At 63.1% G+C, this 25079-nt stretch carries 25 protein-coding genes; 6 read left to right on the top strand and 19 right to left on the bottom strand.

Features of this window, described 5'->3' with window-relative positions:
• Window positions 1-16 precede the first annotated feature (16 nt).
• The 3 genes from argF to VR863_RS14025 all read right to left on the bottom strand — a co-directional run bounded on the left by argF (window position 17) and on the right by VR863_RS14025 (window position 3069).
• Window positions 17-976 carry an ornithine carbamoyltransferase gene (gene argF / locus VR863_RS14035; RefSeq protein WP_324829290.1) on the bottom strand — a complete coding sequence of 320 codons (960 nt, stop codon included), beginning with the start codon at window positions 974-976 and terminating at the stop codon, window positions 17-19.
• On the bottom strand, window positions 976-2166 hold the full coding sequence (locus tag VR863_RS14030) for an aspartate aminotransferase family protein (protein ID WP_324829087.1): 1191 nt from the start codon (window positions 2164-2166) through the stop codon (window positions 976-978). Before VR863_RS14030 ends, argF begins: the two co-directional genes overlap by 1 nt.
• 126 nt (window positions 2167-2292) lie before the next feature.
• Window positions 2293-3069: a cold-shock protein gene (locus VR863_RS14025; RefSeq protein WP_324829086.1), complete on the bottom strand. Its 777-nt coding sequence runs from the start codon at window positions 3067-3069 to the stop codon at window positions 2293-2295.
• A gap of 258 nt (window positions 3070-3327) precedes the next feature.
• On the opposite strand from VR863_RS14025, the gene VR863_RS14020 reads away from it, so the two are divergent.
• Together VR863_RS14020 and VR863_RS14015 are read left to right on the top strand one after the other, a co-directional pair.
• Window positions 3328-4140, top strand: a complete 813-nt coding sequence (locus tag VR863_RS14020) for a TerC family protein (protein WP_324829085.1) — start codon at window positions 3328-3330, stop codon at window positions 4138-4140.
• The gene (locus VR863_RS14015; protein WP_324829084.1) at window positions 4137-4577 is read left to right on the top strand and encodes a protein tyrosine phosphatase family protein; all 441 of its coding nucleotides are present in this window, start codon (window positions 4137-4139) and stop codon (window positions 4575-4577) included. Before VR863_RS14020 ends, VR863_RS14015 begins: the two co-directional genes overlap by 4 nt.
• A gap of 1 nt (window position 4578) precedes the next feature.
• Here VR863_RS14015 and VR863_RS14010 read toward each other — a convergent pair whose 3' ends face one another.
• Window positions 4579-6000 (bottom strand): amidohydrolase, encoded by a 1422-nt coding sequence (locus tag VR863_RS14010; protein ID WP_324829083.1) that lies wholly within the window; start codon window positions 5998-6000, stop codon window positions 4579-4581.
• Between the two features lie 44 nt (window positions 6001-6044).
• On the opposite strand from VR863_RS14010, the gene VR863_RS14005 reads away from it, so the two are divergent.
• The 4 genes from VR863_RS14005 (at window position 6045) to VR863_RS13990 (ending at window position 9395) form a co-directional block, all read left to right on the top strand.
• The gene (locus VR863_RS14005) at window positions 6045-6473 is read left to right on the top strand and encodes a hypothetical protein (RefSeq protein WP_324829082.1); all 429 of its coding nucleotides are present in this window, start codon (window positions 6045-6047) and stop codon (window positions 6471-6473) included.
• Window positions 6474-6475: 2 nt separating this feature from the next.
• On the top strand, window positions 6476-7414 hold the full coding sequence (locus VR863_RS14000) for a sterol desaturase family protein (protein WP_324829081.1): 939 nt from the start codon (window positions 6476-6478) through the stop codon (window positions 7412-7414).
• Between the two features lie 24 nt (window positions 7415-7438).
• A complete protein-coding gene (locus tag VR863_RS13995; RefSeq protein WP_324829080.1) occupies window positions 7439-9025 on the top strand; it encodes a GMC family oxidoreductase in 1587 nt (528 codons plus the stop codon).
• A 76-nt stretch (window positions 9026-9101) separates the two neighbouring features.
• Window positions 9102-9395 carry a YkvA family protein gene (locus tag VR863_RS13990; RefSeq protein ID WP_434784998.1) on the top strand — a complete coding sequence of 98 codons (294 nt, stop codon included), beginning with the start codon at window positions 9102-9104 and terminating at the stop codon, window positions 9393-9395.
• Here the strand turns inward: VR863_RS13990 and VR863_RS13985 are convergent.
• The 15 genes from VR863_RS13985 to rpmI form a co-directional block, all read right to left on the bottom strand.
• Window positions 9387-9911, bottom strand: coding sequence for a GNAT family N-acetyltransferase (locus VR863_RS13985; protein WP_324829079.1), 525 nt, complete (start codon window positions 9909-9911; stop codon window positions 9387-9389). The two genes, VR863_RS13990 and VR863_RS13985, sit on opposite strands and share 9 nt — an antisense overlap.
• Window positions 9912-9987: 76 nt before the next feature.
• Entirely contained in the window at window positions 9988-12684 is a 2697-nt protein-coding gene (locus tag VR863_RS13980) for a TonB-dependent receptor plug domain-containing protein (protein WP_324829078.1), read from the bottom strand.
• A gap of 284 nt (window positions 12685-12968) precedes the next feature.
• Window positions 12969-14303 (bottom strand): ammonium transporter, encoded by a 1335-nt coding sequence (locus VR863_RS13975; protein ID WP_324829077.1) that lies wholly within the window; start codon window positions 14301-14303, stop codon window positions 12969-12971.
• Between the two features lie 20 nt (window positions 14304-14323).
• Complete coding sequence (locus VR863_RS13970) at window positions 14324-14662, bottom strand: P-II family nitrogen regulator (protein ID WP_324829076.1); 339 nt, start codon at window positions 14660-14662, stop codon at window positions 14324-14326.
• A gap of 145 nt (window positions 14663-14807) precedes the next feature.
• Window positions 14808-15509 carry an endonuclease/exonuclease/phosphatase family protein gene (locus VR863_RS13965; RefSeq protein WP_324829075.1) on the bottom strand — a complete coding sequence of 234 codons (702 nt, stop codon included), beginning with the start codon at window positions 15507-15509 and terminating at the stop codon, window positions 14808-14810.
• 119 nt (window positions 15510-15628) lie between these two features.
• Window positions 15629-16498, bottom strand: coding sequence for an alpha/beta fold hydrolase (locus VR863_RS13960; protein WP_324829074.1), 870 nt, complete (start codon window positions 16496-16498; stop codon window positions 15629-15631).
• A gap of 37 nt (window positions 16499-16535) precedes the next feature.
• Window positions 16536-18059, bottom strand: a complete 1524-nt coding sequence (locus VR863_RS13955; RefSeq protein WP_324829073.1) for a peptide chain release factor 3 — start codon at window positions 18057-18059, stop codon at window positions 16536-16538.
• 17 nt (window positions 18060-18076) lie between these two features.
• Window positions 18077-18823, bottom strand: coding sequence for an SDR family NAD(P)-dependent oxidoreductase (locus tag VR863_RS13950; protein ID WP_324829072.1), 747 nt, complete (start codon window positions 18821-18823; stop codon window positions 18077-18079).
• Window positions 18820-21210 carry a phenylalanine--tRNA ligase subunit beta gene (gene pheT / locus VR863_RS13945; protein ID WP_324829071.1) on the bottom strand — a complete coding sequence of 797 codons (2391 nt, stop codon included), beginning with the start codon at window positions 21208-21210 and terminating at the stop codon, window positions 18820-18822. Before pheT ends, VR863_RS13950 begins: the two co-directional genes overlap by 4 nt.
• Window positions 21207-22307 (bottom strand): phenylalanine--tRNA ligase subunit alpha, encoded by a 1101-nt coding sequence (gene pheS / locus VR863_RS13940; protein ID WP_324829070.1) that lies wholly within the window; start codon window positions 22305-22307, stop codon window positions 21207-21209. Before pheS ends, pheT begins: the two co-directional genes overlap by 4 nt.
• Before the next feature lie 90 nt (window positions 22308-22397).
• Window positions 22398-23288 (bottom strand): helix-turn-helix domain-containing protein, encoded by an 891-nt coding sequence (locus tag VR863_RS13935; protein WP_324829069.1) that lies wholly within the window; start codon window positions 23286-23288, stop codon window positions 22398-22400.
• A gap of 103 nt (window positions 23289-23391) precedes the next feature.
• A complete protein-coding gene (locus VR863_RS13930) occupies window positions 23392-23607 on the bottom strand; it encodes a helix-turn-helix domain-containing protein (protein WP_324829068.1) in 216 nt (71 codons plus the stop codon).
• Window positions 23601-24260, bottom strand: coding sequence for a helix-turn-helix domain-containing protein (locus VR863_RS13925; RefSeq protein ID WP_324829067.1), 660 nt, complete (start codon window positions 24258-24260; stop codon window positions 23601-23603). The genes VR863_RS13930 and VR863_RS13925 overlap by 7 nt, the downstream gene beginning before the upstream one ends.
• Before the next feature lie 116 nt (window positions 24261-24376).
• Window positions 24377-24736, bottom strand: coding sequence for a 50S ribosomal protein L20 (gene rplT, locus VR863_RS13920; RefSeq protein WP_324829066.1), 360 nt, complete (start codon window positions 24734-24736; stop codon window positions 24377-24379).
• 28 nt (window positions 24737-24764) lie between these two features.
• On the bottom strand, window positions 24765-24968 hold the full coding sequence (gene rpmI, locus VR863_RS13915; protein WP_324829065.1) for a 50S ribosomal protein L35: 204 nt from the start codon (window positions 24966-24968) through the stop codon (window positions 24765-24767).
• Between the last annotated feature and the right edge of the window lie 111 nt (window positions 24969-25079).

The following is a 25079-nucleotide window of genomic DNA, read 5'->3' as shown; positions in this document are numbered from 1 at the left end:
AGGGGGGAAGAAAGGGTCAGAGTTTGCCGAAGCACCAGAGCAGGACCGATTTCTGCGCGTGTATGCGATTTTCCGCCTCGTCGAACACGACCGACTGGCTGCCCTCAAAGACATCGGCGCTAACCTCGTCGCCAACATGCGCGGGCAAACAGTGCAGGAAGCGGGCATCGGGCTTGGCCCGTGCCATCAGTTTGGCGTCGACCCGAAACGGGTCCATCGCCGCCAGCTTGTTGTGGACGTGGTCCTGCCCCATCGACACCCAGGTGTCAGTGACGAGGATATCAGCCCCCGCAGCCGCTTCGGCGGCGTCATGCGTCAGCGTGACCTTCGCGCCGCCCGCGCGCGCCATTTCCACAAATTCGGCTTCCGGTTCATAGCCTTGCGGGGTTCCCACGCGAACGTTGAACTTGAACAATCCCGCTGCCTCGAGAATCGAGTGCAGGACATTGTTGCCATCCCCAAGCCAGGCCAGCTCCAGGCCCGGAAGCGCCTTGCCATGTTCAACCATCGTAAGAAGGTCCGCGACGATCTGGCAGGGGTGCGACCGGTCCGTCAGACCGTTGATGACCGGAACGTGGGCATAATGCGCGAGTTCTTCCGCCTTGGCATGATCATCGGTCCGGATCATGATCGCATCGACCATCCGGCTGAGCACGCGTGCCGTATCCGCGATGCTTTCGCCGCGGCCCAGTTGGCTGGTGCCGGAGTCCAGTATGAGCGACGATCCGCCCAGCTGGCGCATCGCCATATCGAAACTGACGCGGGTCCGCGTGGAGTTCTTCTCGAAAACCATCGCCAACACATGACCGGCGAGCGGGGCATCGCCATCCGGACGACCTTTCGGCCAGCCGCCTCGAGCCGCCTTTCGGTCTTGCGCGTCGGCAAGCATGGCGGCGATCGCGTTGCCACCAGCGTCCGACAGATCGAGAAAGTTTCTCACTGCCGCTGCCAGCTCAAGCGAACCGCCGCCCGCCATCATGCAGCGTCCGGATCGTAGCTGGCCGCTCCTGCGGAAAGCTTGTCGAAGAATTCGTCGAACTCGGCATCGCCGGCCACCAGCGGCGGAAGAATCCGCAGGGTGTTGTCGCCAGCCGCAACCGTCAGCAGTTGGTGCTTGTCGCGCAGGTGAACAAAGAACGGCCGGCTTTCGACCTTCATCTTCAGGCCCAGCATCAGGCCCTTGCCGCGTACCAGTTCGAACAATTCGGGATAATTGCCGATGAACTGCTCGAGCCGTGCGCGCAGCCGCTCGCCCTTCTCGGTGACTTCGGCCAGGAATTCGTCATTCGCGACCGCATCCATCACGGCCTTGCCGGCGGCCATCGCCAGCGGATTTCCGCCGTAAGTCGACCCATGCGTGCCGAAAACCATGCCGCGCGCCGCCTTTTCAGTGGCAAGGCACGCACCCAGCGGAAAGCCGCCACCGATGCCCTTTGCCGTGGCCATGATGTCCGGCGCGACGCCGTAATGCTCATAGGCGTAAAGCTTGCCCGTACGCGCCACGCCGCACTGGACTTCGTCGAAGACGAGCATGAGATCGTGCTCGGCGCACATATCGCGCAGGCCCTGGATGAATTCATCCGACGCGGGGCGAATGCCGCCTTCGCCCTGGATCGGCTCAACCAGGAAACCGGCAGTCTTGTCGCTGACCAAGGCCTTCGCCGAAGCGAGATTGTCGAACTCGGCATATTTGAACCCGGCAAGAAGCGGCAGGAAGCCCTTGTGCATCTTGTCCTGGTTCGAGGCGCTGATCGTGGCCATCGTGCGCCCGTGAAACGCGTTGGTGAACGTGATCAGTTCGGTACGATTGGCATCGCCATCTTCGTGCTGGTGATAGGCCCGAGCGGTCTTGATCGCCGTTTCGACCGCTTCGGCACCCGAGTTGGTGAAGAAGACCGTATCCGCAAACGTCTTGTCGACCAGCATCTGCGCAAGTTCTTCACCCTGCGGGCTGCCATACAGGTTCGAGACGTGCATCAGCGTTTCCGCCTGCTTCTGGATCGCGCCAATCAGGCCAGCGTGGCTGTGCCCAAGAAGGTTCACCGCGATGCCGCTCGCGAAATCGAGGTATCGTGTGCCGTCTTCATCGATCAGGTGGCAATGTTCGCCCTTCACCGGGCGGACACCGCAGCGGGGGTAGACGGGCATCAGCGGCGATATCGACATGAGTCCTCCGAAAATCCTTTAGGTCAAAGACAAATGGCGGTCCCGTAAGGGAACCGCCATCTGTGGTCTTGCCAGCGATCTATTGCCTTGCGCGCCCCGGGTCAAACCGGAAGCGGCGTGGCAGCCTCACTCCTGTACGGGAACGAGGTTGACCGCCGAATGCTTGCCGCGTCGGTCGACTTCAAGGTCGAACTGGTAGCGTTCGCCTTCGTCGATCGACTGCAGACCCGAACGTTCCACCGCGCTGATGTGCACGAACGCATCGGGCTGGCCGTCATCGCGCGTCAGGAAGCCGAAGCCCTTCATCGAGTTGAAGAACTTGACCGTGCCTGTCGCCTTTTCGCCTGTCAGCTCGCGCCGTGGCGCAGCTTCTTCGCGCTTTTCGACAGCGATAACATCGCCCACGACCTGAAGGTCCTGAGCGCTTACCTTGCCGCCGCGATCAACGAGGTTGAATTCGAGTTCCTGACCTTCGGCCAGACCTTCGAGACCCGCACGTTCCACAGCGCTGATGTGAACGAAAACGTCTTCACCGCCAGTTTCCTGCTGGATGAAGCCGAAGCCCTTCTGGCTGTTGAAGAACTTGACGGTGCCCTTGCCCGTACCGACGACCTGCGCGGGCATGCGGCTGAAGCCGCCGCCACCTGCACCACCGCCGCCAGCACCGCCGCCACCGCCGCGATTGCCGCCGCCGAAGCCGCCGCCACCGCCGCCACGGTTGCCGCCACCGCTGTAGCGATCTCCGCCGCCACCGCCGCCGTAACGGTCACCGCCGCCACGATCGTCGCGGAAGTTGTCATGCGGTGTGAAACCAGCCGGAGGACCACCGAACGGATCGAAATTGTCTTCCCCGAAACCGTCGCGCTTGTCCCGTCCGCGACGCCGCCCTTTATCGTAACCCATAAGTCGAACTATACCTTCGTGCCGCCCGTCGTTCGATTAGCACCGGCGCGGGGGCTGCAAGACGCGCCGGATACGGGCAGCCACGTACGAAACACGCACGCTGCCACATCTTGGCAACGACATAGCGCGAATTGGCGCGTCATGCGAATGTTTTAGTATTCCGACCTTGCGGCATGGCCAGATGTGACATTTTCGCATGACGATCGCGGCGTCTCGTGGCCCTTGCGCGAATGATGGCGGGTTGGCAAAGGCGCGGCTATGGACATCATGGCATTGCTTTTTGATCCGGCCGCCTGGCTGGCCCTGCTGACACTGATCGCGCTGGAGGTCGTGCTCGGCATCGACAACCTGATCTTCATTGCCATCCTCTCGAACAAACTGCCCGAAGACCAGCAACAGCGCGCGCGCCGCATCGGCCTTGCGCTGGCGTTGATCATGCGAATCGGCATGCTCATGCTGATCGGCTGGCTGGTGACGTTGCAGACACCGCTGTTCGATCTCGGCATTGTCGGGTCGCCCAACGACTACGGTGAACCCAGTTTCGAGACCGCCTTTTCGGGCCGCGACCTGATCTTGCTGACGGGCGGGCTGTTCCTTTTGTGGAAGGCGACCAAGGAAATCCACCATGCGATGGAGCCGGAGGATGATTCGGGCGATCTTCTGGACAAGACGCCGGGCACCGTGGGCGCGGTAACCGCAACCTTTGGGGCCGTGATCGTCCAGATCGTTGCAATCGACCTGGTCTTTTCGGTCGATTCGATTCTGACCGCCGTCGGGATGACGGACGATATCCCGATCATGGTCGCCGCGGTCGTCATCACGGTAGGCATCATGATGGTGGCCGCCGATCCGCTGGCGCGCTTCATCGAACAGAACCCGACGCTGGTCATGCTGGCCCTCGCCTTCCTCGTGATGATCGGCCTGGTGCTGATCGCCGACGGGTTCGGGTTCCACGTGCCCAAGGGTTACATTTATGCCGCCATGGGCTTCTCGGTCGGTGTGGAGATACTCAACATCGTCCAGCGGCGACGCCGGATTCGCGAGCGTGAAGCGTTGAGGAATGCCGCATGAGCGATTTCCGCAAGCTGACCGACGATTTCTACGCCAGCCCGCAATTGACGCCCGACGATGTGGCGAAGGCGGCCGAGGCCGGCGTTTCGTTGATCGTGAACAACCGGCCCGATGGCGAATCGCCAAGCGAGCCGCAAGGCGCACAGATCGAGGCCTCGGCGCGCGCGGCCGGCATGGATTATCTTGCCATTCCCATCGACCATTCCGGCTTCGGAATGGCGCAGGTGGATGCCCTTGCCGATACTATCGCTCGCCAAAGCGGGACCGTGCTGGGTTATTGCCGTTCGGGCACCCGCTCGACGTTTCTCTGGGCACTTGCCCGCGCGAAGGCCGGCGTTGAACCGGACACCCTGGCGGCTTCAGCCGCCAACGCAGGTTACGATATCAGCCCTGTCCGCCCGACGCTGGAAATGCTCGCCGGGCAGGCGAAGGACTGATCTACTTGCGAAAGTCGAGCGGCGGGTCACGATCCCCCAGCAGCGACAGATATTCGTAGCCTTCGCCGCGTGAGGCATCGAATTCGGCCCGTGCGGCGGCGCGCAATCCGGGATTGGTGAACAATTCCACGGCGGTCAGCGTCAGGGCCTTGGCAGCCAGCTGCGCGCCCTTGTGGCCAATCGAATTGCCGCTGGCGGCGACCGCCTGCCAACTGTGCGCGCTGGTGCCGGGAACCCAGGTTGCCGTGCGGACCCCGACGGTCGGCGTGGCCCATGACACGTCGCCGACATCGGTGGAACCATAGCCAAGCGACGTTTCGTAGGGCTGGACCTTGGCAGCCGAATCGATCGGTTCGGCGTTGGTGCCGAAGCTGCGCGATATTTCCTCGGCCCATGCCCGTTCTTCGGCGGTGTATTCGATCCCGCCCAGGCTTTGCAGCTTGGCGTCCATCACGCGGGCTAGCGTCTGGTTGACCAGCAACGGGTTGTTGCCGTGGATGATCTCCCATTCGACCTTGGTGTCGGTGCCCAGCGCCGCGCCCTTTGCAGCCGCTTCCAAACGGGTCCACAAGGCCCGGACCTCGTCCGCGTCGGAATGGCGCACGTAATAGAAGACTTCGGCAAAATCGGGGACCACGTTGGGCGCCGAGCCGCCTTCGGTGATGACGTAATGGATCCGCGTATTCATGCTGGTGTGTTCGCGCATCATGTTGACCATCATGTTCATCGCTTCGACGCCATCGAGCGCGCTGCGACCACGTTCGGGGGCGCCGGCGGCATGGGCCGAAACCCCGCGGAACCGGAACTTGGCGGACCGGTTGGCGAGGCTGGTCTGCGCAGCGGCGCTGTTTTCGTCGTCGGCGTGCCAATGCAGCGCCACATCGACATCTTCGAACAGCCCGGCCCGCGCCATATATACCTTGCCCGAACCGCCTTCTTCAGCCGGTGTGCCATACAAACGGATGCGCCCCGGCGTGCCCGTCTGCTCGAGCCAGCGCTTCACCGCGATTGCAGCGGTCAGCGAGCCGGCACCGAAAAGATTGTGCCCGCAGGCGTGCCCTGCATGCTTGTCGGCCAGAGGATCGCGCGCCGCCGATCCCGACTGGCTGATCCCCGGCAGGGCATCGTATTCGGCGAGTATCCCGATGACCGGGCCGCCCGTGCCCCATTCGGCGACAAAGGCGGTCGGAATTCCGGCGACCCCGGGCTTGATCGCAAAGCCTTCGCCTTCCAGTTCGTCCTGCAACAGCCCGCTGGATCGGCTTTCGAGATAGCCGAGTTCGGCCCAGTCCCATATCTGCTGCGCCACGCGTGCGGTGCGATCTTTCTGCGCGGAGACTTCCGCGACGGGATCGGCGGCCTGCGCGTAAAGGGGCGAGGCCAGCAAGGCGGACATTATGGCCAGGGCAGTGGTGGATTTCATTTTCAATCTCCCGATTTTCCCCTGCTTGCCGCAAAGCGCGGCGCGTGCCAATCCTGACCTCTGCCATGGACCTGCCACCTGCCCTCATCCAGTTTCTCGGCTCGCTCGCCGCAATCCTCGCGCTTGCGGGGTTGGCGTATTGGCTGAAACTCGGGCCCGAGCCGCGTCTGGCGGATGAGAACGCCGCCCGGCGCGCCGCCGATGAAGCTGCAAGCGGGTTCGAACCTGTCGCCATATCGATCGATCGCGATGGACGCGGGGCCCTGCTGCGCGATGCCGAAGACCGCGTGCTGTTGCTGCGCCCCCACGGTTCGCATTTCGCGGGGCGTGTGCTGACCAAGGCAGCGTCGGCTCGCCCCGACGGCGAGGCCTTGGTCATCGAAACGGCGGAAAGACGCTATGGCGGCGTACGGCTCGTGCTGGCCGATCCTAAAGCTTGGGTACAGGCGATCGAAGGCATAGGAGGGTCCTGACCATGCCGGATTTCTCACCCACCGAACTGGCCGTTCCCGGCTTCGTTGCGCTCGTCCTGATCGAGATGATCTGGGCGCGGATGAAGCGGCGCGACGCCTACGAACCGAGGGACACGCTGACCAGCCTTGCCTTCGGGCTGGGCAGCACCGTGTCGGGCCTGATCTTTGGTGGCGCGTTTTTCGCCCTGTTCGTGTGGCTGTGGCAGTTCCGCCTGTTCGACGTTCCGTGGACCTGGTGGGCGTTTGCGGCCTGCTTCGTCCTCGATGATCTTGCCTATTACTGGGTTCACCGTTTCGGGCACCGGGTGCGGTGGTTCTGGGCCAGCCATGTGAACCACCATTCCAGCCAGCACTACAACCTCAGCACCGCGCTGCGGCAAACGTGGACAGGGTTTCTGACGCTTGGTTTCGCGTTCAAGCTGCCGCTGATACTCGTCGGGTTCCACCCCGGCATGATCGCGATCTGCGCGGGCTTCAACCTGATCTACCAGTTCTGGATCCACACCGAAGCCATCGACCGAATGCCGCGCTGGTTCGAAGCCGTCATGAACACGCCCAGCCATCACCGCGTCCATCATGCCACCAACCCCCGCTATCTCGACCGAAATTACGCCGGGGTATTTATCGTCTGGGACAAGCTGTTCGGCACATTCGAACAGGAAGTGCGGGACGAAAAGATCCGCTATGGCATCGTCAGACAGCTTGGCAGCTTCAACCTGCTTTGGGCCGTGTTTCACGAATGGATCGGCATCGCGCAGGACATGCGGCGCAGCCCGTGGCGCCACAAGCTTTCCTATCTGCTGCGCGAACCGGGCTGGACCCACGATGGCACCCGCGAAACGTCCGACCAGATTCGCGCGCGCTGGCAGGAACGCCAGCGGTCGACTGAAAAGCCGGTTTCATCTGAAAACCCGATTGCGGGCGGGTCGAAGGCTGCGTAACCTCTCCCGCGAAGAGGAGAGATCATGGACGAGTTCGACGTAATAGTCGTGGGCGGCGGCAGCGCCGGCAGTGCGGTATCCGGACGGCTGGCGGAAGCTGGGAAAAGCGTCTGCCTGCTCGAAGCGGGGCCGCGCAACGACACCTTTCTGATCAAGACGCCCGGCTTCATGCCATTCCTCACGGACAAGTCGAACTACCGTTACGAAACGGTTCCGCAGAAGGGGCTGAACGGACGCATCGGGTATCAACCGCGGGGGCGCGGGCTTGGCGGCTCCAGCGCGATCAACGCCATGGTCTATATCCGCGGCAATTCGTACGACTATGACAATTGGGCTGCCCTCGGGTGCGCCGGTTGGGCGTATGACGACGTGCTCCCCTACTTCAAACGCGCGGAACACAACGTGCGCGGGGAAGACGGTTTTCACGGCGACGACGGCCCGCTGTGGGTGAGCGACCAGAATTGGCCGAACCCGGGCAGCCTTGCCTTCGTGGAGGCCGCGGCGCAGCTGCAACTGCCCCGCAACAACGACTTCAACGGCGCGAACCAGGAAGGCTTCGGCCTCTACCAGGTCACGCAGAAGGATGGCGAACGCTGGTCTGCGGCGCGCGCCTACGTCGAACCCAAGCGCAAATCGAAGAACCTCGACATCCGGATCGGCGTGACCGTTCAACGGCTCGAGGTCGAGAACGGGCGCGTGACGGGCGTGACCTACGCGGTTGGCGGCAAGGAGCGGACGGTCAGGGCGCGCGGCGCTGTCGTCCTGTCAGCCGGCGCGTTCAACTCGCCCCAGATCCTGATGCTATCGGGGATCGGCCCGGCAGCGCATCTGCAGGAACACGGCATCGACGTAGTGCTCGACAAGCCCGCGGTGGGATCGGACCTGCAGGATCACATCGATTACGTTTCGAGCTGGGAAACCCAGAGCAAGGACTTCATCGGCGACAGCCTGGCAGGCACGGTCCGTATGGCGAAGGCCATCGTCGAACACCGGCGCAAGCGTACCGGCATCATGACCACCCCCTACGCCGAGGCGGGCGGTTTCTGGAAAGTCATGCCCGACGCACCGGCACCCGATATCCAGTGGCATTTCGTACCGGCCATGCTGGAAGATCACGGACGGGAAAAGGTGAAGGGGCACGGGTTTTCGCTTCACGCGTGCGTGCTGCGGCCCGAAAGCCGCGGCACAGTGCGGCTCGATAGCCGCGATGCCGCACATGCGCCGCGCATCGATCCGAATTTCTTTGACGATGACCGCGATATTGCGACCATGCGGGCCGGGGTGCGTCTTTCGCACCGCATCGCCGGATCGCCATCGCTGGCACGCTACGAACCGAAGGACCGGTATCCGATCGACCTCGATGACGACGCCGAACTCGACGCCCTGATCCGGAGCCGCGCGGACACGGTCTACCATCCGGTAGGGACTTGCCGGATGGGCGCCGATGCCGATGCCGTGGTCGATCCCACGCTGAAGGCGCGCGGGGTGGACGGGTTGTATGTTGCCGATGCCAGCATCATGCCGCGCCTTGTCAGCGGGAACACCAACGCACCGAGCATCATGATCGGCGAACGCTGTGCCGATTTCGTGAAGGCGGCGTTGGCTGGGTAGGCTGCGCGACTGGGCTCGTTCGCTCGGGCGCGAAGTGGTTGCCTTGTGGGTCGCGGCGCGTGACCCGCGCACACCGTTGGCGGCACGGGTGCTGGCGGCCCTGGTGGCCGGTTACGCGTTGAGCCCGATCGACCTTATACCCGATTTCATTCCGGTGCTGGGCCTGGTTGATGACATCATTATCCTCCCGGCTGGAATCTGGCTTGTCCTGCGCCTGATACCGCCCGGCCTGATGGCAGACTTCAGGATGCAGGCGAACGCCATCGTCGACCGCCCGCGTTCGACCGTCGCGGCCGTTATAATCGCGGTTGCCTGGGCGTCTGCTGCAATCGCGGCTGGCTGGGCGTTGTATTCGGCCCGATCAATCTAGAGACTTGGCCATCGTCGCCAGGGGTACGGGCACCGCACCGTGGGTGTCGTACCATTCGCTCTCGATCGCGTACCCGCATGTCAAATAGAATGGCTTTCCGGCCATGGTCGCCGCCATTTCGATTTCACGAAACCCCTCGTTGCGTGCGGCGTCTTCGGCGGCGCTGAGGATCAGGCCGCCGATCCCGCGACGCACGTGTTCCGGGTGGGTGTACATGGCCCTGATGCGGGCGCGCTCCGTAGCCGGATCGAGCAGGCGCGAATCGCGCCCTGCGGAATGGTCCCCGCCGTATAGCGTCGCCCGCCGCGACCAGCCGCCGCAGCCGACCAGTTCATCGCCGTCTTCCACGCAGAAATAGGTGCCGTCTTCGATCAGCATCATGTCGAGCCCCATCCCCGCATGGGAGGCGGCCACCTGTTCCGGGGTCAGAAAACCGTGCTGAAGCTCTTCGATGGCGCGCCCCATCAACTGGCCGATTGCCTTTGCGTCGTCGGGAACGGCGAGCCTTATCTTCATATCCAAATCCACCTGCACACGAAAAAGGGGGCGGCCCGAAAGCCGCCCCCTCATGCATACTACAAGGCTCTACCGATTAGAACTGGTAGCGCGCCCGCACATAGTAGGTGCCGCCGTTGAAACCGAACGGCGAGGTCACGGTGTATTCCGCGCCTGCAATACCCGCATACGGGTTGCGGGTCGGATAGGTGTCCAGCAGGTTCTGCGCGCCGACCGCCAGTTCAAAGCCGTCGACCACTTCGTAGCCGAGCTCTGCGTCGAAGGTTACCCGTGCCCCGGCATCGATCGGAAGCGTGCCGTCATCGAGGTGGGCTTCGTAGAAGTCACCGAAATAGTTGGCGCGCAACAGGCCGCGGAAACGGCCCTGTTCATGCGTGAGGTTCAGGAAGCCCTTCCAGCGGGGCAGGTTTTCTTCAAGCTGGCGGATGCGGGTATCGGAGATGGTGACATCCGCATTGAGCACGCTGGTCTTGGTGTAGTTCACAGCCAGGGTTGCGCGCGTGTCGCCGCTGTCGGTCAAACGCAGCCGGGCGTTGGCGACGAAGTCGATGCCCTGGGTGCGCGTGTCGAAAGCGTTGTTGAAGAACGCGAACGAGGTGAGGTCTTCGAAGCCGGTGAAATCACCGCGATCGATTACCCCTGCCGTATCCAGTTCAGCCAGCAATCCGGCCGTCGTCGTGCTGACCGCCGCAACGCCTTCGCGGTCTGCCAGGTAAAGCAGGGCGTCGGTGAAGTTGATGGTGGACGAACGCGAGATCCGGTCCTTCAGCTTGATGTTGAAATAATCGAGCGTGAAGGTGATGTCGCCGAAGTCGCCAGCAACACCCAGGGTGAAGCTGTCGGCTTTTTCAGGGCCCAAGGTCGGACGGGCTAGGCCAAGTCCGCCGTTGGCGGTCGTATCGGAGATAAAGTCCGAAACGATCAGACCGGCGGCGCTGAACAGCGGGAACGTGCCTTCGTCCTGCAGCATCCCGTTGGAGAACTGCGTGGTCACGTTGACGACGTTTGCCTGGCCGGCGGTGGGAACGTGGAAGCCGGTCGAATAGGTCCCGCGAACGCGGAAGGCATCCGAAAGACGATACAGCGCGCCCAGTTTCCATGTGGTGGTGTTGCCGAAGCTCTTGGTGTCTTCGTAGCGAACGGCTGCCTGGAGCGTCAACGCTTCGATCAGGTCGGCTTCGACATCGATATACGCTGCCTTGTTGTCTTCCTTGGCCGATCCGGCGGCGTTGGTGGAAAAGCCACCAAAGCCGTTCGAACTGGTCGAGAAGCCCTGGCCGAACGGATAGGCGGCGGTCGGCTGGGCGAGCGGTCCGAGCGCAAAGCTTGCGGCATCGCCGGCGATGGTCGTGAAGGTTTCGTCCCGATATTCGGCACCGGCCGCGACATAGACACTGCCGCTTCCGACCGTGATCTCATGACCGATGTCGAGGTTGAACAGGTTTTCCTTCTGCGAATAGCCGCCCGGATTGAATTCGGTCGGCGTGTTCGGGCCGAGCGAAGCGTTGACCGTGTTGCGGATGAAGAAGTTCACCTCGTTCTTGCCGTGGCGATAGCTGAGGTCGAAATCGAGTCCGCCAAACAGCTGGCCGCGAAGGCCTGCCGCGACCGAGTAGTCCTTCAGGTCACCGCCAAAGCGCGGGGTGAAACCGCCAGGGAAAAGCTCCACGAAGGAAAAGCAGTTCGGGTCCGCTGCAACGGCCGCCAGGATGGTGGCATCCGGGATCAGGCCATTGGTGCCGGTCAGCGGGATGCCGGCCGGGCAATCGCCAGTGGTGGTGTTGGTCAGATCGCCCACCAGGATGGACGCCACGCCTGCCGGATCGGCAAAGCCGGTTGCCGGATCGACCAGCGGGCCGGCGTAAACGCCGCCGCGATTGGTCGGGTTACGGAAATAGAAGCCGCCATCGACATTGCGTTCGGCATAGTTACCGAAGGCGTAGAGTGTGATGTCCTGGGCCAGATCGATGCCGAAGTTGGCGTAGAACTTGAAATCGTCGTTGACGTTGGGCTGGCCCCAGATCTGGGCCGGGTCGGCCACGGCGGTATTACCCGCAGCAATCAGGGCCGCCGCATCGGTACGCTGGACCGAGCGGCTGGTTGCATTGGATTCGCCGTACTCTGCGCTCAGGTTCAGGAACCCGGCATCGGTGATCGGCAGGCCGATGTTTGCGGCGATCTGGTAATTGTCGCCGTCGCCTTCGTAGGTCGATCCCCACTTGCCCGAGACCGAACCGCCGCGCGCGTCATCCTTGAGGATGAAGTTCATCACGCCGGCAATGGCGTCCGAACCGTATTGCGACGATGCGCCGTCGCGCAGGACTTCAAGCTGCTTGATGGCGATTGCAGGGATGGTGGAAATGTCCGGCCCCTGCGAGCCATCGGAAATACCGCCGCCGAGGAATGTGATGACGGCAGCGCGGTGCATGCGCTTGCCGTTGACGAGCACCAGCGTGTTGTCCGGCGACAGGCCGCGCAGGTTGGCGGGGCGGACTAGCGTTGCCGCATCGGAAATCGGCTGGGTGCCGACATTGAAGGACGGGACGGACACGCGCAGCAGGTTGCCGATATCGCTGTCTGCCTGGTTGGTAAGTTCCGCACCGGACACGACATCGACAGGTGCAACGGTGTCAGCCGCCGAGCGATCCGACTGGCGGGTACCGGTGACGATAATGGCCTGCGCTGGTTCCGCGCTTTCCGCTTCCTGCGCCAGTACCGGTGTCGCCACGGCGACCGAGCACGCGCTGCAAAGGAACGCAGTCCTGATTGCCATTTTCCCTGAAATTGCTTTCTTCATGGCATCCCCCTCGTGTGAAATTGAATTTCGACCCCTCGAAGCCTCGAAATAGCTCACTTTTCCAGCAAGTAGGCAAGGCACGTTGGATTTGCACCCGGCGAGAGGCGTGCCGCTGTTACACTTCTGCAACACACAAAAAAGGGGCCGGAGAGTGATCTCCGGCCCTTTGAGGTGCGGTGTTCGCAGGAGGAACATCGTTTGGCGGGGGCACCTCCCAGGAGGAGAGGAGAGATATGGGCGGCCCCCCGCCGAACCTGTGGTCAGTTGTAGGCACGCTCTCCGTGTTCGCCGATGTCGAGGCCGTCGACTTCGGTTTCTTCGGTGACCCGGAGGCCGATGAGCGTCTTGACGATAAGGCCGGCAACAAGCGTTCCGACGGCAGCCCAGACAATCGTCACGAGTACCGAGAACACCTGCACGCCGAGTTGCGCGCCCAGAGCGGTCGAGCCGTCGCCAGGGCCGCCGAGGAACGGCTGGTAGACAACCGCGGTCCCGATGGCGCCGACGATCCCGCCGATACCGTGGATCCCGAACGCGTCGAGCGAGTCGTCATAGCCGAACTTGGCCTTCGCCTTGGCAACCGCGAAGTAGCAGACCGCCGATGCGACGATGCCCAGAAGGATCGCGCCGAACGGGCCGCTGTTGCCCGCCGCCGGAGTGACCGCCACGAGGCCGGCAATGACGCCCGAGCAGAAGCCAAGGGCGCTGCCCTTGTGGCCGGCTGCACGTTCGATGACCATCCAGGTCAACGCACCGGCAGCGGTGGCCACGAAGGTGTTGATCATCGCAAGGCCCGCCGAACCGTCGGCTTCGAGAGCGGAGCCGGCGTTGAAGCCGAACCAACCCACCCACAGCAGGCCGGTGCCGACCATGGTGAGCGTAAGGCTGTGCGGCGGCATCGGCTCTGCCGGATAGCCGCGACGTTTGCCGAGGAGATAGGCAAGCACGAGACCCGATACACCTGCGTTGATGTGGACCACGGTCCCGCCGGCAAAGTCGAGCGCGCCATCTTCGAACAGCAGGCCGCCACCCGCCCACACCATGTGCGCGATCGGGAAGTAGACGATCGTCAGCCAAAGCGGCACGAACGCCATCACGGCGTTGAACTTCATGCGTTCCGCCGTCGCGCCCAGAATCAGGGCCGCGGTTATTGCCGCGAAGGTCATCTGAAAACTGATGAAGACGTATTTGCTGATCACTTCATCGGTGAAGGTCGCAGCCGTGCTGCTCGCATCGGTACCGGCAAGGAAATAGCTGCCGCCGCTGATGAAGAGGCCCAGCGTGCCTTCGTAAGTCGTGTCACCGAAGGCGAGCGAATAGCCCCACATGACCCAGATGAGCATCGCCAGCGAAGCGGTGGCGCCGATCTGCGTCATGGTGGACAGCATGTTCTTGGACCGGGTCAGGCCGCCGTAGAACAGGGCGAGACCGGGAAGTATCATGAGCATGACCAGCACGGTTGCGGTCATCATCCAGGCGTTGTTGCCCGGGTTGGGCACGGCAACGGCGGCCTCTGCGGCCTCCTGTGCGTGCGCCGCGATGGGTGCGAAAAGCGCCAGGCCGGTAGCGGCGGCGCGGGTGAATGTGCGAAGCATCGTGGATCCCTTCATCGTCTTCACAGTGCGGTGTCGCCGGTTTCGCCAGTGCGAATGCGCGTGGCGCTGGCAAGGTCGAGCACGAAAATCTTGCCGTCGCCGATCGCTTCGGTGCTGGCGGTTTGCTGGATGGTCTCGACCACCTGCGCTGCGAGGTCGTCGCTGGCGGCGATTTCGAGCTTCACCTTGGGCAACATGTTGGTCGAATATTCGGCGCCGCGATAAATCTCGGTCTGCCCCTTCTGGCGACCGAAGCCCTTCACTTCGGACACCGTCATACCGGCCACACCGATCGCGCCGAGCGCTTCGCGCACTTCGTCGAGCTTGAATGGCTTGATGACTGCGATGATGAATTTCACGCGCTCACCCCTCTTGTTTGTCGACCGATCCCAGCACCGGCCTTCGCTAGTGCAGCACGAAGCGTGCCAAAAGGGAGGCAGGGGGAGAAAGGGGGAGGTGCACAGTGAGGAACTGCGACTCAATGCCCAATATTTAGGCGGGTGATTACTTTTTGGTCAGATTGAGTGTGGCCATCACCGGAAGATGGTCCGATGCGGCCGCGGCCAGCGCGGTATGGTGCACCTGTGCCTCCGTGCATTCCCAATGACCGCTGGCGACAAGCCGATCGAGCGTGGCGACCGGTTGGCGGCTTGGGTAGCTGCGACCGGGTGTGATCACCTGCCAGCCTTCGCCAAATTCGCGCATCGCGCCGGTCTGGCGGCCCCACTGGTTGAAATCGCCCATGATGACCGTGGGCAGATTCCTGTCACAGGCACCGACATGGTTCAGCATCGAGCGGATCTGGTCCCGCCGGCGCAGGCCGGACAGGTCGAGGTGGGTGCCGATGATCCGGATGAGATGGCCCTCAATGCGCACTTCCCCGCACGCGGCCCCGCGCGGCTCAAGCGTCGGCAGATCCAGCGCCTCGCCCGCGACGACATCGAAATCGCGGCGCACGAGCAGCGCGTTGCCGTGCCAGCCAATGCTTCGAGGCCTGCGGGCCACCTCGACGACACGCCAATGCGTATCGTCGAGCCATGCGCGCGGCAGCACGCTGGCGCGGTCGCCCAATCTGCGGTCCGCCTCCTGCAGGGCGATAATGTCCGCGTTCACTTCACGCAGCACCGATATGATCCGGTCCGGGTCACGGCGCCGATCGGTGCCGACGGCCTTGTGGATGTTATAGCTGGCGAATGTGATCTTCACCGGCGCCTATGCACCCGCATCGCAGCATCGGGCCGCCGCCGCCCGCAAGGCATCAAGATCCTGGAGGCCAGATGTGGCCCGCCCCCCGCTCATGACTGGGGGGACGACCAGTCCCGCCATCACAGGAAATCCCGCAGGGTCGCCATGAACCGATCGAACTGGTCATGATGCAGCCAGTGGCCGGCATTCGCGAATTCGATCACCTGCGCGTTGCTGAAATGGTCCAGCCGTCCGTCCCCTTCCGGGTTCGACGCCCAGCTGTCCGCACCATAGAGAAGCAGTGTGGGCGCGGTGATCGCCGACCATGTCTGGTACAGGAATTCGTCCGCCACATCCTCCACCGACCAGACGTTGAGATGCGGGTCGAATTTCCAGCTGTATGTGCCGTCTTCGTTACGGTTTACGCCGTGAATGGTCAGGTGCCGCGCCTGTTCTTCGGTGAGGTAGGAGTTTTCCTCGATCATGCGGGCGAATGCCGCCTCGATGCTTTCGTACTTGCGCGGGTTTCGGGCCGACGCGGCGCGCTTCTTCTCGATCCATTCGTTCATCCGCTCGGGATAGGACCGCGCGCGCATTTCCGCCTGCCGCTTGGGGCTTGGGCCCAGGCCTTCGATTGCAACGATCTTCTTGACCATGTCCGGGAATGTCCCGGCGTAGCGCAGCGACACATTGCCGCCCATCGAATGGCTGACGATGGTGACTGGCCCGACGCCCAGCTGGTGGATCAGCTGGGCAAGGTCATAGACCATGTCGTTGGCGGAATAATTGCCGTCGGAAACCCAATCGGAATCGCCGTGCCCGCGGTGGTCCATGGCCACCACGTGCCAATCGTCGCGCAGCTGTTCGGCAATCCAGTCCCAGCTGCGCGCGTGATCGCGTCCGCCATGGACAAGCACCAGCGGCGGTTTTCCGCGATTGCCCCAATCAAGATAATGGAGGCGCAGGCGCTGGGAAATGAAGGTTTGCGATGTGGGGCCGGGCAGGGTCATGGAAACCCAATGCCGCGAAGCCGCGCGCCCCGCAAGCCTAGCGCTCTTTGGTTGCCGAGAAGGTCAGCTCGGGGTTCTTTTCCTGCTGATAGGAAACATCCCACGGGCTCTTCGCCATGAACACCAGATCGCCATCCCGGTCGCGCGCAAGATGCGGCCGGTTGAATTTCTCGAATTCGTCGAGATCCTTCTGGTCGCCCTTGATCCATCGTGCGGTGGCAAAGGGCGATGCTTCCAGATTGGCCTGCACCTTGTATTCGGCCTCCAGCCGGGAGACGAGCACTTCGAGCTGCAACTGCCCGACCACCCCGACGATCCACTGGGCGCCGATCTCGGGATAGAAGACCTGGATCACGCCTTCTTCGGAAAGATCGTCGAGCGCCTTTCGCAGCTGCTTCGTCTTGGTCGGATCGACCAGCGCCACGCGGCGCAGGATTTCCGGCGCGAAATTCGGCAGGCCGGTAAAACGAATTTCGTTCTTTTCACTCAGCGTGTCGCCGACACGAAGCGTACCGTGGTTGGGAATGCCGATGATGTCACCCGCTTCGGCCGTGTCGGCCAGTTCGCGGTCCTGCGCGAAGAACAGGATCGGCGAATGGATCGCGATTGGCTTGCCCAGCCCCGACGGGGTCAGCTTCATCCCGCGCTTGAACGTCCCCGAAACCTGCCGCATGAACGCGATACGGTCACGGTGGTTGGGGTCCATGTTGGCCTGGACCTTGAAGATGAACCCGGTCACTTCGTCCCGCTCGGGCAGGATCTGTTCTTCGCCGGCTGGCTGGGGACGCGGCGGCGGGGCGTATTTCGCGATTGCCTCGATCAGTTCGGTAACCCCGAAATTCTTCAACGCCGAGCCGAAATAGACCGGCGTGAGATCACCGTTGCGGTACGCCTCGAGATCGAATTCGGGATAGCCGATCTGCGCCAGTTCGATGTTCTCGGCGACATCGGCCGGAATGTCGGCGTTCGCGTCGCGCGTGCCCTGAAATTCCTTCGACGGACCTTCGGGCCGGGCGACCGTACCGCTGGTGAAATCCAGCACACCCTGGAATTCCCCGCCCATTCCCACCGGCCAGGCCTGCGGGCTCACGTCGAGCGCGAGCATGTCGGCAATCTCGTCGAGCAGTTCGAAGACGGGCCGACCCTCGCGGTCGACCTTGTTGACGAAGGTGATGATCGGGACAGAACGCAAGCGGCAAACCTCGAACAGCTTGCGCGTCTGCGGTTCGATGCCCTTTGCGGCGTCGATCACCATGATGGCGCTGTCGACCGCGGTCAGCGTGCGGTACGTGTCTTCCGAGAAGTCTTCGTGCCCCGGCGTATCGAGCAGGTTGAACGTGATACCGTCGCGTTCGAACGTCATCACCGAGGACGTCACCGAAATTCCGCGCTGCTGCTCGATCTTCATCCAGTCGGACCGTGCGCGCCGCGCCGCGCCGCGCGCCTTCACCTCGCCCGCGAGATGGATCGCGCCGCCGGTAAGCAACAGCTTTTCGGTCAGCGTGGTCTTACCCGCGTCAGGGTGCGAAATGATCGCGAAGGTACGGCGATTGGAGGTCATGGAAAGTCTTGTTTCAGTCAGGCGCGCGCGATCTGGAACCCGGCGAAGCTTTGGCTCACCGGCATCAGTTCAAGCGTGTTGATATTGAGATGCGGGGGCAGTTCTGCAACCCAGCGAATGGTTTCGGCGATATCTTGCGCGGTCATCGGGTCGGCACCGCCATACAGCTTGTCGTGCGCTTCCGCGTTCCCGCCGGTGCGGACCATCGTGAATTCCGTTTCCACCATGCCGGGCTCGATCGAACACACCCGGACGCCCGTGCCGTGAAGATCGGATCGCAGGCCCAGCGTGAACTGGCGCACGAAAGCCTTGGTCCCGCCGTAAACATTGCCGCCGGGATAGGGATAAGTGGCCGCCACGCTGGACAGGTTCACGATACCGCCCTTGCGTTCGATCAACATCGGCAGAAGCTTGTGCGTGAGCGAAACCAGCGCCGTCACGTTGGTATCGATCATGGTCTTCCACTGATCGAGATCGCTGGACTGTGCCGGGCCGGTGCCCAGCGCGAGCCCAGCGTTGTTCACCAACAGGTCGATGCCTGCAAAATCGCTGGGCAATCCGTCCAGCGCCGCGTCGCGGGCCGCTTCGTCGGTCACGTCGAAACAGGCGGGGCACACCGTGTCGCGGCCCAGTTCCGCAACCAGCGCATCGAGCCGATCACTGCGGCGTCCGGTCGCTACGCAGCGCCATCCGCTTGCCACGAGGGCGCGAACGGTTGCTTCGCCAATTCCCGCCGTGGCGCCAGTGACAAGGGCGGTCTTCATCCGCGCAGCTCCGCACCCTGTTTGGCGGCGGCGGCGATCACCTTGTCCGAAATCGCCTTGATCTCGGCATCGGTGAAGCTTTTCTCGCCCGGCTGGAGAACGATTTCCACCGCAACCGATTTGCGCCCTTCCGGCACGCCTTGTCCGGCAAACACGTCGAACACGCGTGCGCCGACGATGCTCTGCTTGTCGGCGCCCTTCACCGCACGGACCAGGTCCGCAGCCGCGAGTTCGGATGGCACGAGGAACGCAAAATCACGCGTCAGGGCCTGAAGCGCCGGGGGCGCATAGGCTGCACGGGCAAACCCGTTGCCGCCCTTCTTCGCCGGGAGTGCATCGAGGAAAATCTCCACCGCCACGACAGGGCCATCGAGATCGAACGCCTTCAGCGTGCGGGGATGCAGCGCGCCAAAGCGTGCGAGCACGTTCTTGGGGCCGAGGCGCAAAGTGGCCGACTGGCCAGGATGGAACTGCTCGCCCGCCTCGCCCATGACCATCAGGTTTTCGACCGGCGCGCCTGCGGCTTCGAGGAGAGCCAGCGCCTCCGATTTTGCGTCGAAAGCGGTGAACGCGGTGGCCTTGCCTTGGGCCCAGCCGCGCGGAGTGTCCTCCCCCGAAAGCACTACGCCAAGCGTCGGTTTTTCATCGCTGGCCCCGTTCGCTCCGCGGAAATACCGGCGGCCGATCTCGAACAGGCGTGCGCCCGGCGAACCGCGATCGGCGTTGCGTTTTGCCGCGGCAATCAGGCCGGGCAGCAACGATGGCCGCATCGCCTTCATGTCTTCGCTTATCGGGTTTTCCAGAACCCAGAGCTGCGCGCCGTCGGCAAAATGCTCGGCATCGCGCGTGGGCAGGAAGGACCAGGTAATCGCCTCGTTCAACCCGCGCGCTGCCGCCGCGCGGCGCAGCTTGCGCTCCACCTGCTGAAGCGGCGTCGCGGTCGGCCTGGCGACCCCGTCGGCCCGCGGCAAGGCAACGCTCCGGACATGGTCGAGACCATGAATGCGGACCACTTCCTCGACAAGGTCGGCGGGGCCTTCGATGTCGTGGCGGCGAAGCGGGCAGATAACCTGCCAATCGCCTGCGACCTTGAAATCCAGAGCCTCGAGAATGCGTCGTTGTTCGTCCTCGGCGATTTCGACACCGCCAAGCCGGGCCGTCAGCGCCGGATCGAATGCGATCGCCTGCGGTTCGTGCGGGGGGGTGCCCGCATGCACCACATCGCTTGCCTCGCCGCCGCAGATGCGCTGGATGAGCGAAGTCAGCAGAGCCAGGCCATCATCGAGAAACGCCGGATCGACACCGCGCTCGAACCGCGTGCGCGCATCCGAAGCGAGGCCGAGCTTGCGCCCGGTGACGCCAATGCTTTCGGGATCGAAATAGGCGATTTCCAGCAGGACGTCGGTGGTCCCTTCGGTCACGCCCGAATGTTCGCCGCCCATGATCCCGGCAATGTCGTGCACACCGGCATCGTCGGCAATCACCGTCATGGTATCGTCGAGTGTGTAGGTCTTTTCGTTCAGCGCTTCGACCTGTTCGCCATTCCTGGCGCGGCGCGCGACAACGGCACCGGTCAGCTTGGCAAGGTCATAGGCGTGTGCAGGCCGTCCGAATGCCAGCATGAGGTAATTTGTCACATCGACGATCGCACTGATCGGCCGCTGTCCGGCGGCGATCAGGCGGCGCTGCATCCATTCGGGACTGCTGCCATTCGATACGCCGCGAAGGACGCGGCCATAAAAGGCCGGGCACCCTTGCGGATCGTCTGTACGGATTTCGACGGGGCAGGAATACGCAGCCTCGATCTGCGGCACATCGATCGGCTTGAAGGTGCCCACCCCGGCGGCCGCAAGATCGCGCGCGATGCCATAGACGCCCATGCAATCGGGGCGGTTCGGCGTTATCGCCACGTCGAAGATGGGCGAGGCGGCATGATAATCGGCAAAGCTGGTGCCCACCGGCGCATCGTCGGGGAGTTCGATAATCCCGTCGTGCTCGTCGCCCAGTTCCAGTTCGCGAACCGAACACATCATGCCGTTGGATTCGACCCCGCGGATCGCGCTCTTGCGCAGTTCCATGCCGTTTGCCGGAACAACCGCGCCGGGCAGGCCCAGCACACCCTTCATGCCGGCGCGAGCGTTGGGCGCACCGCACACGACCTGCAACGGGTCGCCTTCACCGGTGTCGACGGAAAGGACCTGAAGCTTGTCCGCATCGGGATGCGGCGCCGCGGTCAGAACCTTGGCGACCCGGAATCCGGCGAGCCTTTCCGAGGGATCCTCGATCCCCTCGACCTCGTGGCCGATCCGGTTCAGGGCGGCCGCGATGTCTTCCACCGATGCGTCGGTTTCGAGGAAATACTTCAGCCATTCGAGCGAGAACTTCATGCCCGTGCTCCTACACCGGCGGAAAGGGTCGGCTGGTCGAACGGCGAGAAGCCATAATGGTCAAGCCAGCGGCCATCGCCGTCGAAGAAGGCGCGCAAATCGTCCATTCCGTATTTGAGCATCGCAAGCCGGTCGACCCCTACGCCGAAGGCGAACCCTTGCCATTCGTCCGGATCGAGGCCCACACATTCGATGACCTTGCGATTGACCATGCCGCTGCCGAGCAGTTCCATCCAGCCGTGGCCCGGCGCATCGCCGTCACCGCCCAGAACACGGCGGCCGCCAACATCCTGCCAACCCACATCGACTTCGACGGACGGTTCGGTGAAGGGGAAATAGGACGGGCGAAGGCGCAACACGATGTCGTCACGTTCGAAAAAGGCCTTGAGGAAGGTTTCCAGCGTCCACTTGAGGTGGCCGAGGTGGATATCCCTGTCGATCACCAGGCCTTCGACCTGGTGGAACATCGGCGTGTGGGTGGCGTCGCTGTCGCTGCGGTAGACCCGGCCCGGCGCAATGATGCGGATCGGCGCGCCCTGCGCCATCATCGAGCGGATCTGCACCGGCGATGTGTGCGTCCGCAACAGCATCCGGCGCCCTTCGGCGTCGGTATCGGGAAAATAGAACGTGTCGTGCATCGCGCGCGCCGGATGCGTTTCCGCCATGTTGAGGGCGGTGAAATTGTGCCAGTCGTCCTCGATCTCGGGACCGGTGGCGACCGAAAAGCCGAGATCCGCGAAAATTTCCGCCAGTTCGTCCATCACCTGGCTCACCGGGTGGACACCGCCCTTGGGCGCGGCAGGTGAAGGCAGCGTCAGGTCCAGCATTTCGCCCGCCAGCCGCGCTTCGAGCTCGGCTTCTTCCAGCTGGGCCTTTTTGGCCGCCAGCGCATCGGCAACGCCGCCGCGCAGGTCCTGGATTTTCGGAGCTTCGGTCTGGCGTTCCTCCGGGCTCATCTTGCCCAAGGTCTTCATCAGCGCGGAAATCGACCCCTGCTTACCCAGGAATTCGACCCGCAGCGTTTCAAGCGCGGCCGCATCGCCGGCGGCATCGATCCGCGCAAGCGCTTGCGCCTTCATTGTTTCGAGTTCGGTCATCGTGTTCGCGTTCGGTCCGCAGCAAAGAAATATGCCGTGCCCCCTAGCCGCTGACGGCGCGCTACCCAAGCCCCGATTGCCGTGTGCGGCCTATGGAGCGTCCGGCCTGTGCAGGACCTGCAACGCTTCGCCCGCCACTGCCATGCGGGCGTGGGCCGCCGCGCCCAGAACCGGATGCGGGAGTCGCGCGTATTCGCTCGGGCTCATCCCCATGAACCGCTTGAAATCCCGAACGAAGTGCGCCTGGTCGTGGTAATGCCCGTCGAGGGTTTCGATCCACTTGAGCGATGGGTCCAGCATGAACTGGGCAAGGCTGCGCAGGAAGCGCTGGCGGCGAAGCAGAAGCTGCGGGGGAAACCCGAAAACGCTGGCGCTCAGCCGCTCAAGCGTCCGCACGCTCAGTTCCGCCTTTTCCGCCAGGCCGGACACCGTGTGGATCGAAGTGTCTACCAAAGCCAGTTCGAGACGCAGGATTTCCGGCTCGCGCGGCGTCGGCGGGGCGAGCGCGCGCCGCAAGTGATCGACCAACCGATCGCGCCGTGCAGCGGGCGTCCGCGATCCTGCATCGAGGCTGCCGAGCAAGGGCGCGAGCCGTGCCATCGCCGGATCTTGCATGACGTCCGCCGGTCGGTCGGCATAGGCATCGGCGGGCGCATCGACGAAGCGGGCCCACCCCATCGGCAGCAAACCGATACCCCAGGATACGCCGTCACGGGCGCGAAAATGCGTGCTCACGCTGGTCGGACCGGTCATCACCGCGGCCGAAACACCGGCCATCGGCGCGTCACCGATGGCCGCTTCGATGGACATGTCGGGTATCAGGCGCAGATTGGCCCATTCGGGATGCAGGCGATCCTCGATCCATCCATCGCCGCACCCGCTGACTTCCAGCATGTAGATTGTCGTAATGAAGGGGCGCAGGTCTTCCGGGGGCAGGAAGAAGCGCAGGGCCACGCGATCGCTTGCCGCACCCCCGCTCATGCGGGCTTTTTCCTGCGATTTGCGCGCCGGGGCGCTGCTGATCTGATCGTTACTCTCATGCCCAGCTTTGCAACCTAGCAAATCGTCGGCTGATGGCGAGTGGCTATTTCGGTCGATGCGGTGCCTGGGCCGGCGATCCCCAAACCCGCCTGCGATCGGCCACGAAAGCCGCCTGCATCGGATGCGGCATGGCGGCGTACTCGCTCGGACTCATCCCGATGAAGGTCTTGAATTCGTGAACGAAGTGCGGATGATCATGATAATTGCTGTCGATCACGGCGTTCCAGGACCCGCGCTCCAGCATGAACGCCGTCAACACGCGGATGATCCGTTGGCGGCGCAGCAAGAGCCGGGGGGGAACCCGAAATGCCGGTTGCACAGCCTTTCGAGCGTGCGCTTCGATACGCCGACTCGGGCGGCAAAATCCTCGACATGCAGGAGGTGCGGGTCGAGCATGGCCTCTTGAGCCGCCCGAATGCGATCGCTGTCGCGCGAGGTGTCGTCGCATTCCCGGAAAAATCGCATCGCACGTTCGAACTGGTCTTCGACGTCTGAGCCATCACCGCACAGAATATCGCACAGGGGGGAAAGGTGAGAAAATCCCTCGGTCCGTTCGCCATCGAACCTGTCGTCGGCGTATTCGCTGGCAACCCTGCCAATGAACCGAGCCCATCCCTGGGGAAACAGGCCAAAGCCCCAGACGCTCGCCCGGCCAAGCTCGTATTTGGAGAGGGACGCGCTCGGCCCTGCGACAGAAAATCTGGCCGGGCCATCGGTCGGTGAGGTCGAGGCAAGCATACGGGCCGGATTGCCGGTGTGGAACCGCAGGTTCGTCCAGGACGGCTGGAGATAGTCGGTGATCACCTCACCGTCGGGCAAATCCACGTCGATCCGATAGATGGTCGAGAAAAAAGGAGCGAGGTCCGCGGGCGCCGCGAAAAACCTGACGTGAACCGGGCCTGCCGAACTCAAGCGCTTCCTCCCTCCACCGCAAAGCTTAGCACCTTGTAGGTTTGCGACAAGTTGCCAAAAACAAAGGGCACCTCCATTCGGAGATGCCCTTTGTTTTCTTGTGCAATGCGCATTGCTTAGGCGGGAAGTGCCTTCTTCGCCTGCTCGATGATCGCCTTGAAGGCAGCGCCTTCGTTCATGGCGAGATCGGCCATCACCTTGCGGTCCAATTCGATGCCGGCAAGCTTGGTGCCGTGCATGAACTGCGAATAGGTCAGGCCTTCGGCGCGGACTGCCGCGTTGATACGCTGGATCCACAGGGCGCGGAAGCTGCGCTTCTTAACCTTGCGGTCGCGATAGGCATACTGGCCAGCCTTTTCGACGGCCTGACGCGCAACGCGAATGGTGTTCTTGCGACGACCGCGATAGCCCTTGGCCTGATCGAGAAGACGCTTGTGTTTCTGGCGGGTGGTTACGCCACGCTTGATACGGGACATGCTGTTGTACTCCTAACTCGAATCGGGCTCAGTCGAGGCCGTATGGGGCCCACTTTTTCACTGCCTTCCAGTCCGCTTCGGACAGGACGGAGGTGCCGCGGTTCTGGCGAATGTACTTGGCATTGTGGCTCATCAGACGGTGGCGCTTGCCGGCGACACCGTGCTTGACCTTGCCCGTGGCGGTGAGCTTGAAGCGCTTTTTGACGCCGCTCTTGGTCTTAAGCTTGGGCATTTTCATCTCCTTTGCAGAGACACGTCCGACCAGCCCTGGCAGCCCTAACGGCCAGACCGGCGGTGATTCACGTGTCAGTGAAGGGCGCGCAAATAGCGGTTTCGCGCACAA

It is taken from the genome of Qipengyuania zhejiangensis (assembly GCF_035607565.1).
GTDB lineage: Bacteria > Pseudomonadota > Alphaproteobacteria > Sphingomonadales > Sphingomonadaceae > Qipengyuania > Qipengyuania zhejiangensis.
This window is presented reverse-complemented; position numbering and strand designations above follow the sequence as displayed.

Excerpts from the sequence above, each read along its gene's own strand:
- argF (WP_324829290.1), bottom strand. The coding sequence starts at position 976 with ATGGCGGGCGGCGGTTCGCTTGAGCTGGCAGCGGCAGTGAGAAACTTT.
- VR863_RS14030 (WP_324829087.1), bottom strand. The coding sequence starts at position 2,166 with ATGTCGATATCGCCGCTGATGCCCGTCTACCCCCGCTGCGGTGTCCGC.
- VR863_RS14025 (WP_324829086.1), bottom strand. The coding sequence starts at position 3,069 with ATGGGTTACGATAAAGGGCGGCGTCGCGGACGGGACAAGCGCGACGGT.
- VR863_RS14020 (WP_324829085.1), top strand. The coding sequence starts at position 3,328 with ATGGACATCATGGCATTGCTTTTTGATCCGGCCGCCTGGCTGGCCCTG.
- VR863_RS14015 (WP_324829084.1), top strand. The coding sequence starts at position 4,137 with ATGAGCGATTTCCGCAAGCTGACCGACGATTTCTACGCCAGCCCGCAA.
- VR863_RS14010 (WP_324829083.1), bottom strand. The coding sequence starts at position 6,000 with ATGAAATCCACCACTGCCCTGGCCATAATGTCCGCCTTGCTGGCCTCG.
- VR863_RS14000 (WP_324829081.1), top strand. The coding sequence starts at position 6,476 with ATGCCGGATTTCTCACCCACCGAACTGGCCGTTCCCGGCTTCGTTGCG.
- VR863_RS13995 (WP_324829080.1), top strand. The coding sequence starts at position 7,439 with ATGGACGAGTTCGACGTAATAGTCGTGGGCGGCGGCAGCGCCGGCAGT.
- VR863_RS13985 (WP_324829079.1), bottom strand. The coding sequence starts at position 9,911 with ATGAAGATAAGGCTCGCCGTTCCCGACGACGCAAAGGCAATCGGCCAG.
- VR863_RS13980 (WP_324829078.1), bottom strand. The coding sequence starts at position 12,684 with ATGGCAATCAGGACTGCGTTCCTTTGCAGCGCGTGCTCGGTCGCCGTG.
- VR863_RS13975 (WP_324829077.1), bottom strand. The coding sequence starts at position 14,303 with ATGCTTCGCACATTCACCCGCGCCGCCGCTACCGGCCTGGCGCTTTTC.
- VR863_RS13960 (WP_324829074.1), bottom strand. The coding sequence starts at position 16,498 with ATGACCCTGCCCGGCCCCACATCGCAAACCTTCATTTCCCAGCGCCTG.
- VR863_RS13955 (WP_324829073.1), bottom strand. The coding sequence starts at position 18,059 with ATGACCTCCAATCGCCGTACCTTCGCGATCATTTCGCACCCTGACGCG.
- VR863_RS13950 (WP_324829072.1), bottom strand. The coding sequence starts at position 18,823 with ATGAAGACCGCCCTTGTCACTGGCGCCACGGCGGGAATTGGCGAAGCA.
- pheT (WP_324829071.1), bottom strand. The coding sequence starts at position 21,210 with ATGAAGTTCTCGCTCGAATGGCTGAAGTATTTCCTCGAAACCGACGCA.
- pheS (WP_324829070.1), bottom strand. The coding sequence starts at position 22,307 with ATGACCGAACTCGAAACAATGAAGGCGCAAGCGCTTGCGCGGATCGAT.
- VR863_RS13935 (WP_324829069.1), bottom strand. The coding sequence starts at position 23,288 with ATGAGCGGGGGTGCGGCAAGCGATCGCGTGGCCCTGCGCTTCTTCCTG.
- rplT (WP_324829066.1), bottom strand. The coding sequence starts at position 24,736 with ATGTCCCGTATCAAGCGTGGCGTAACCACCCGCCAGAAACACAAGCGT.
- rpmI (WP_324829065.1), bottom strand. The coding sequence starts at position 24,968 with ATGCCCAAGCTTAAGACCAAGAGCGGCGTCAAAAAGCGCTTCAAGCTC.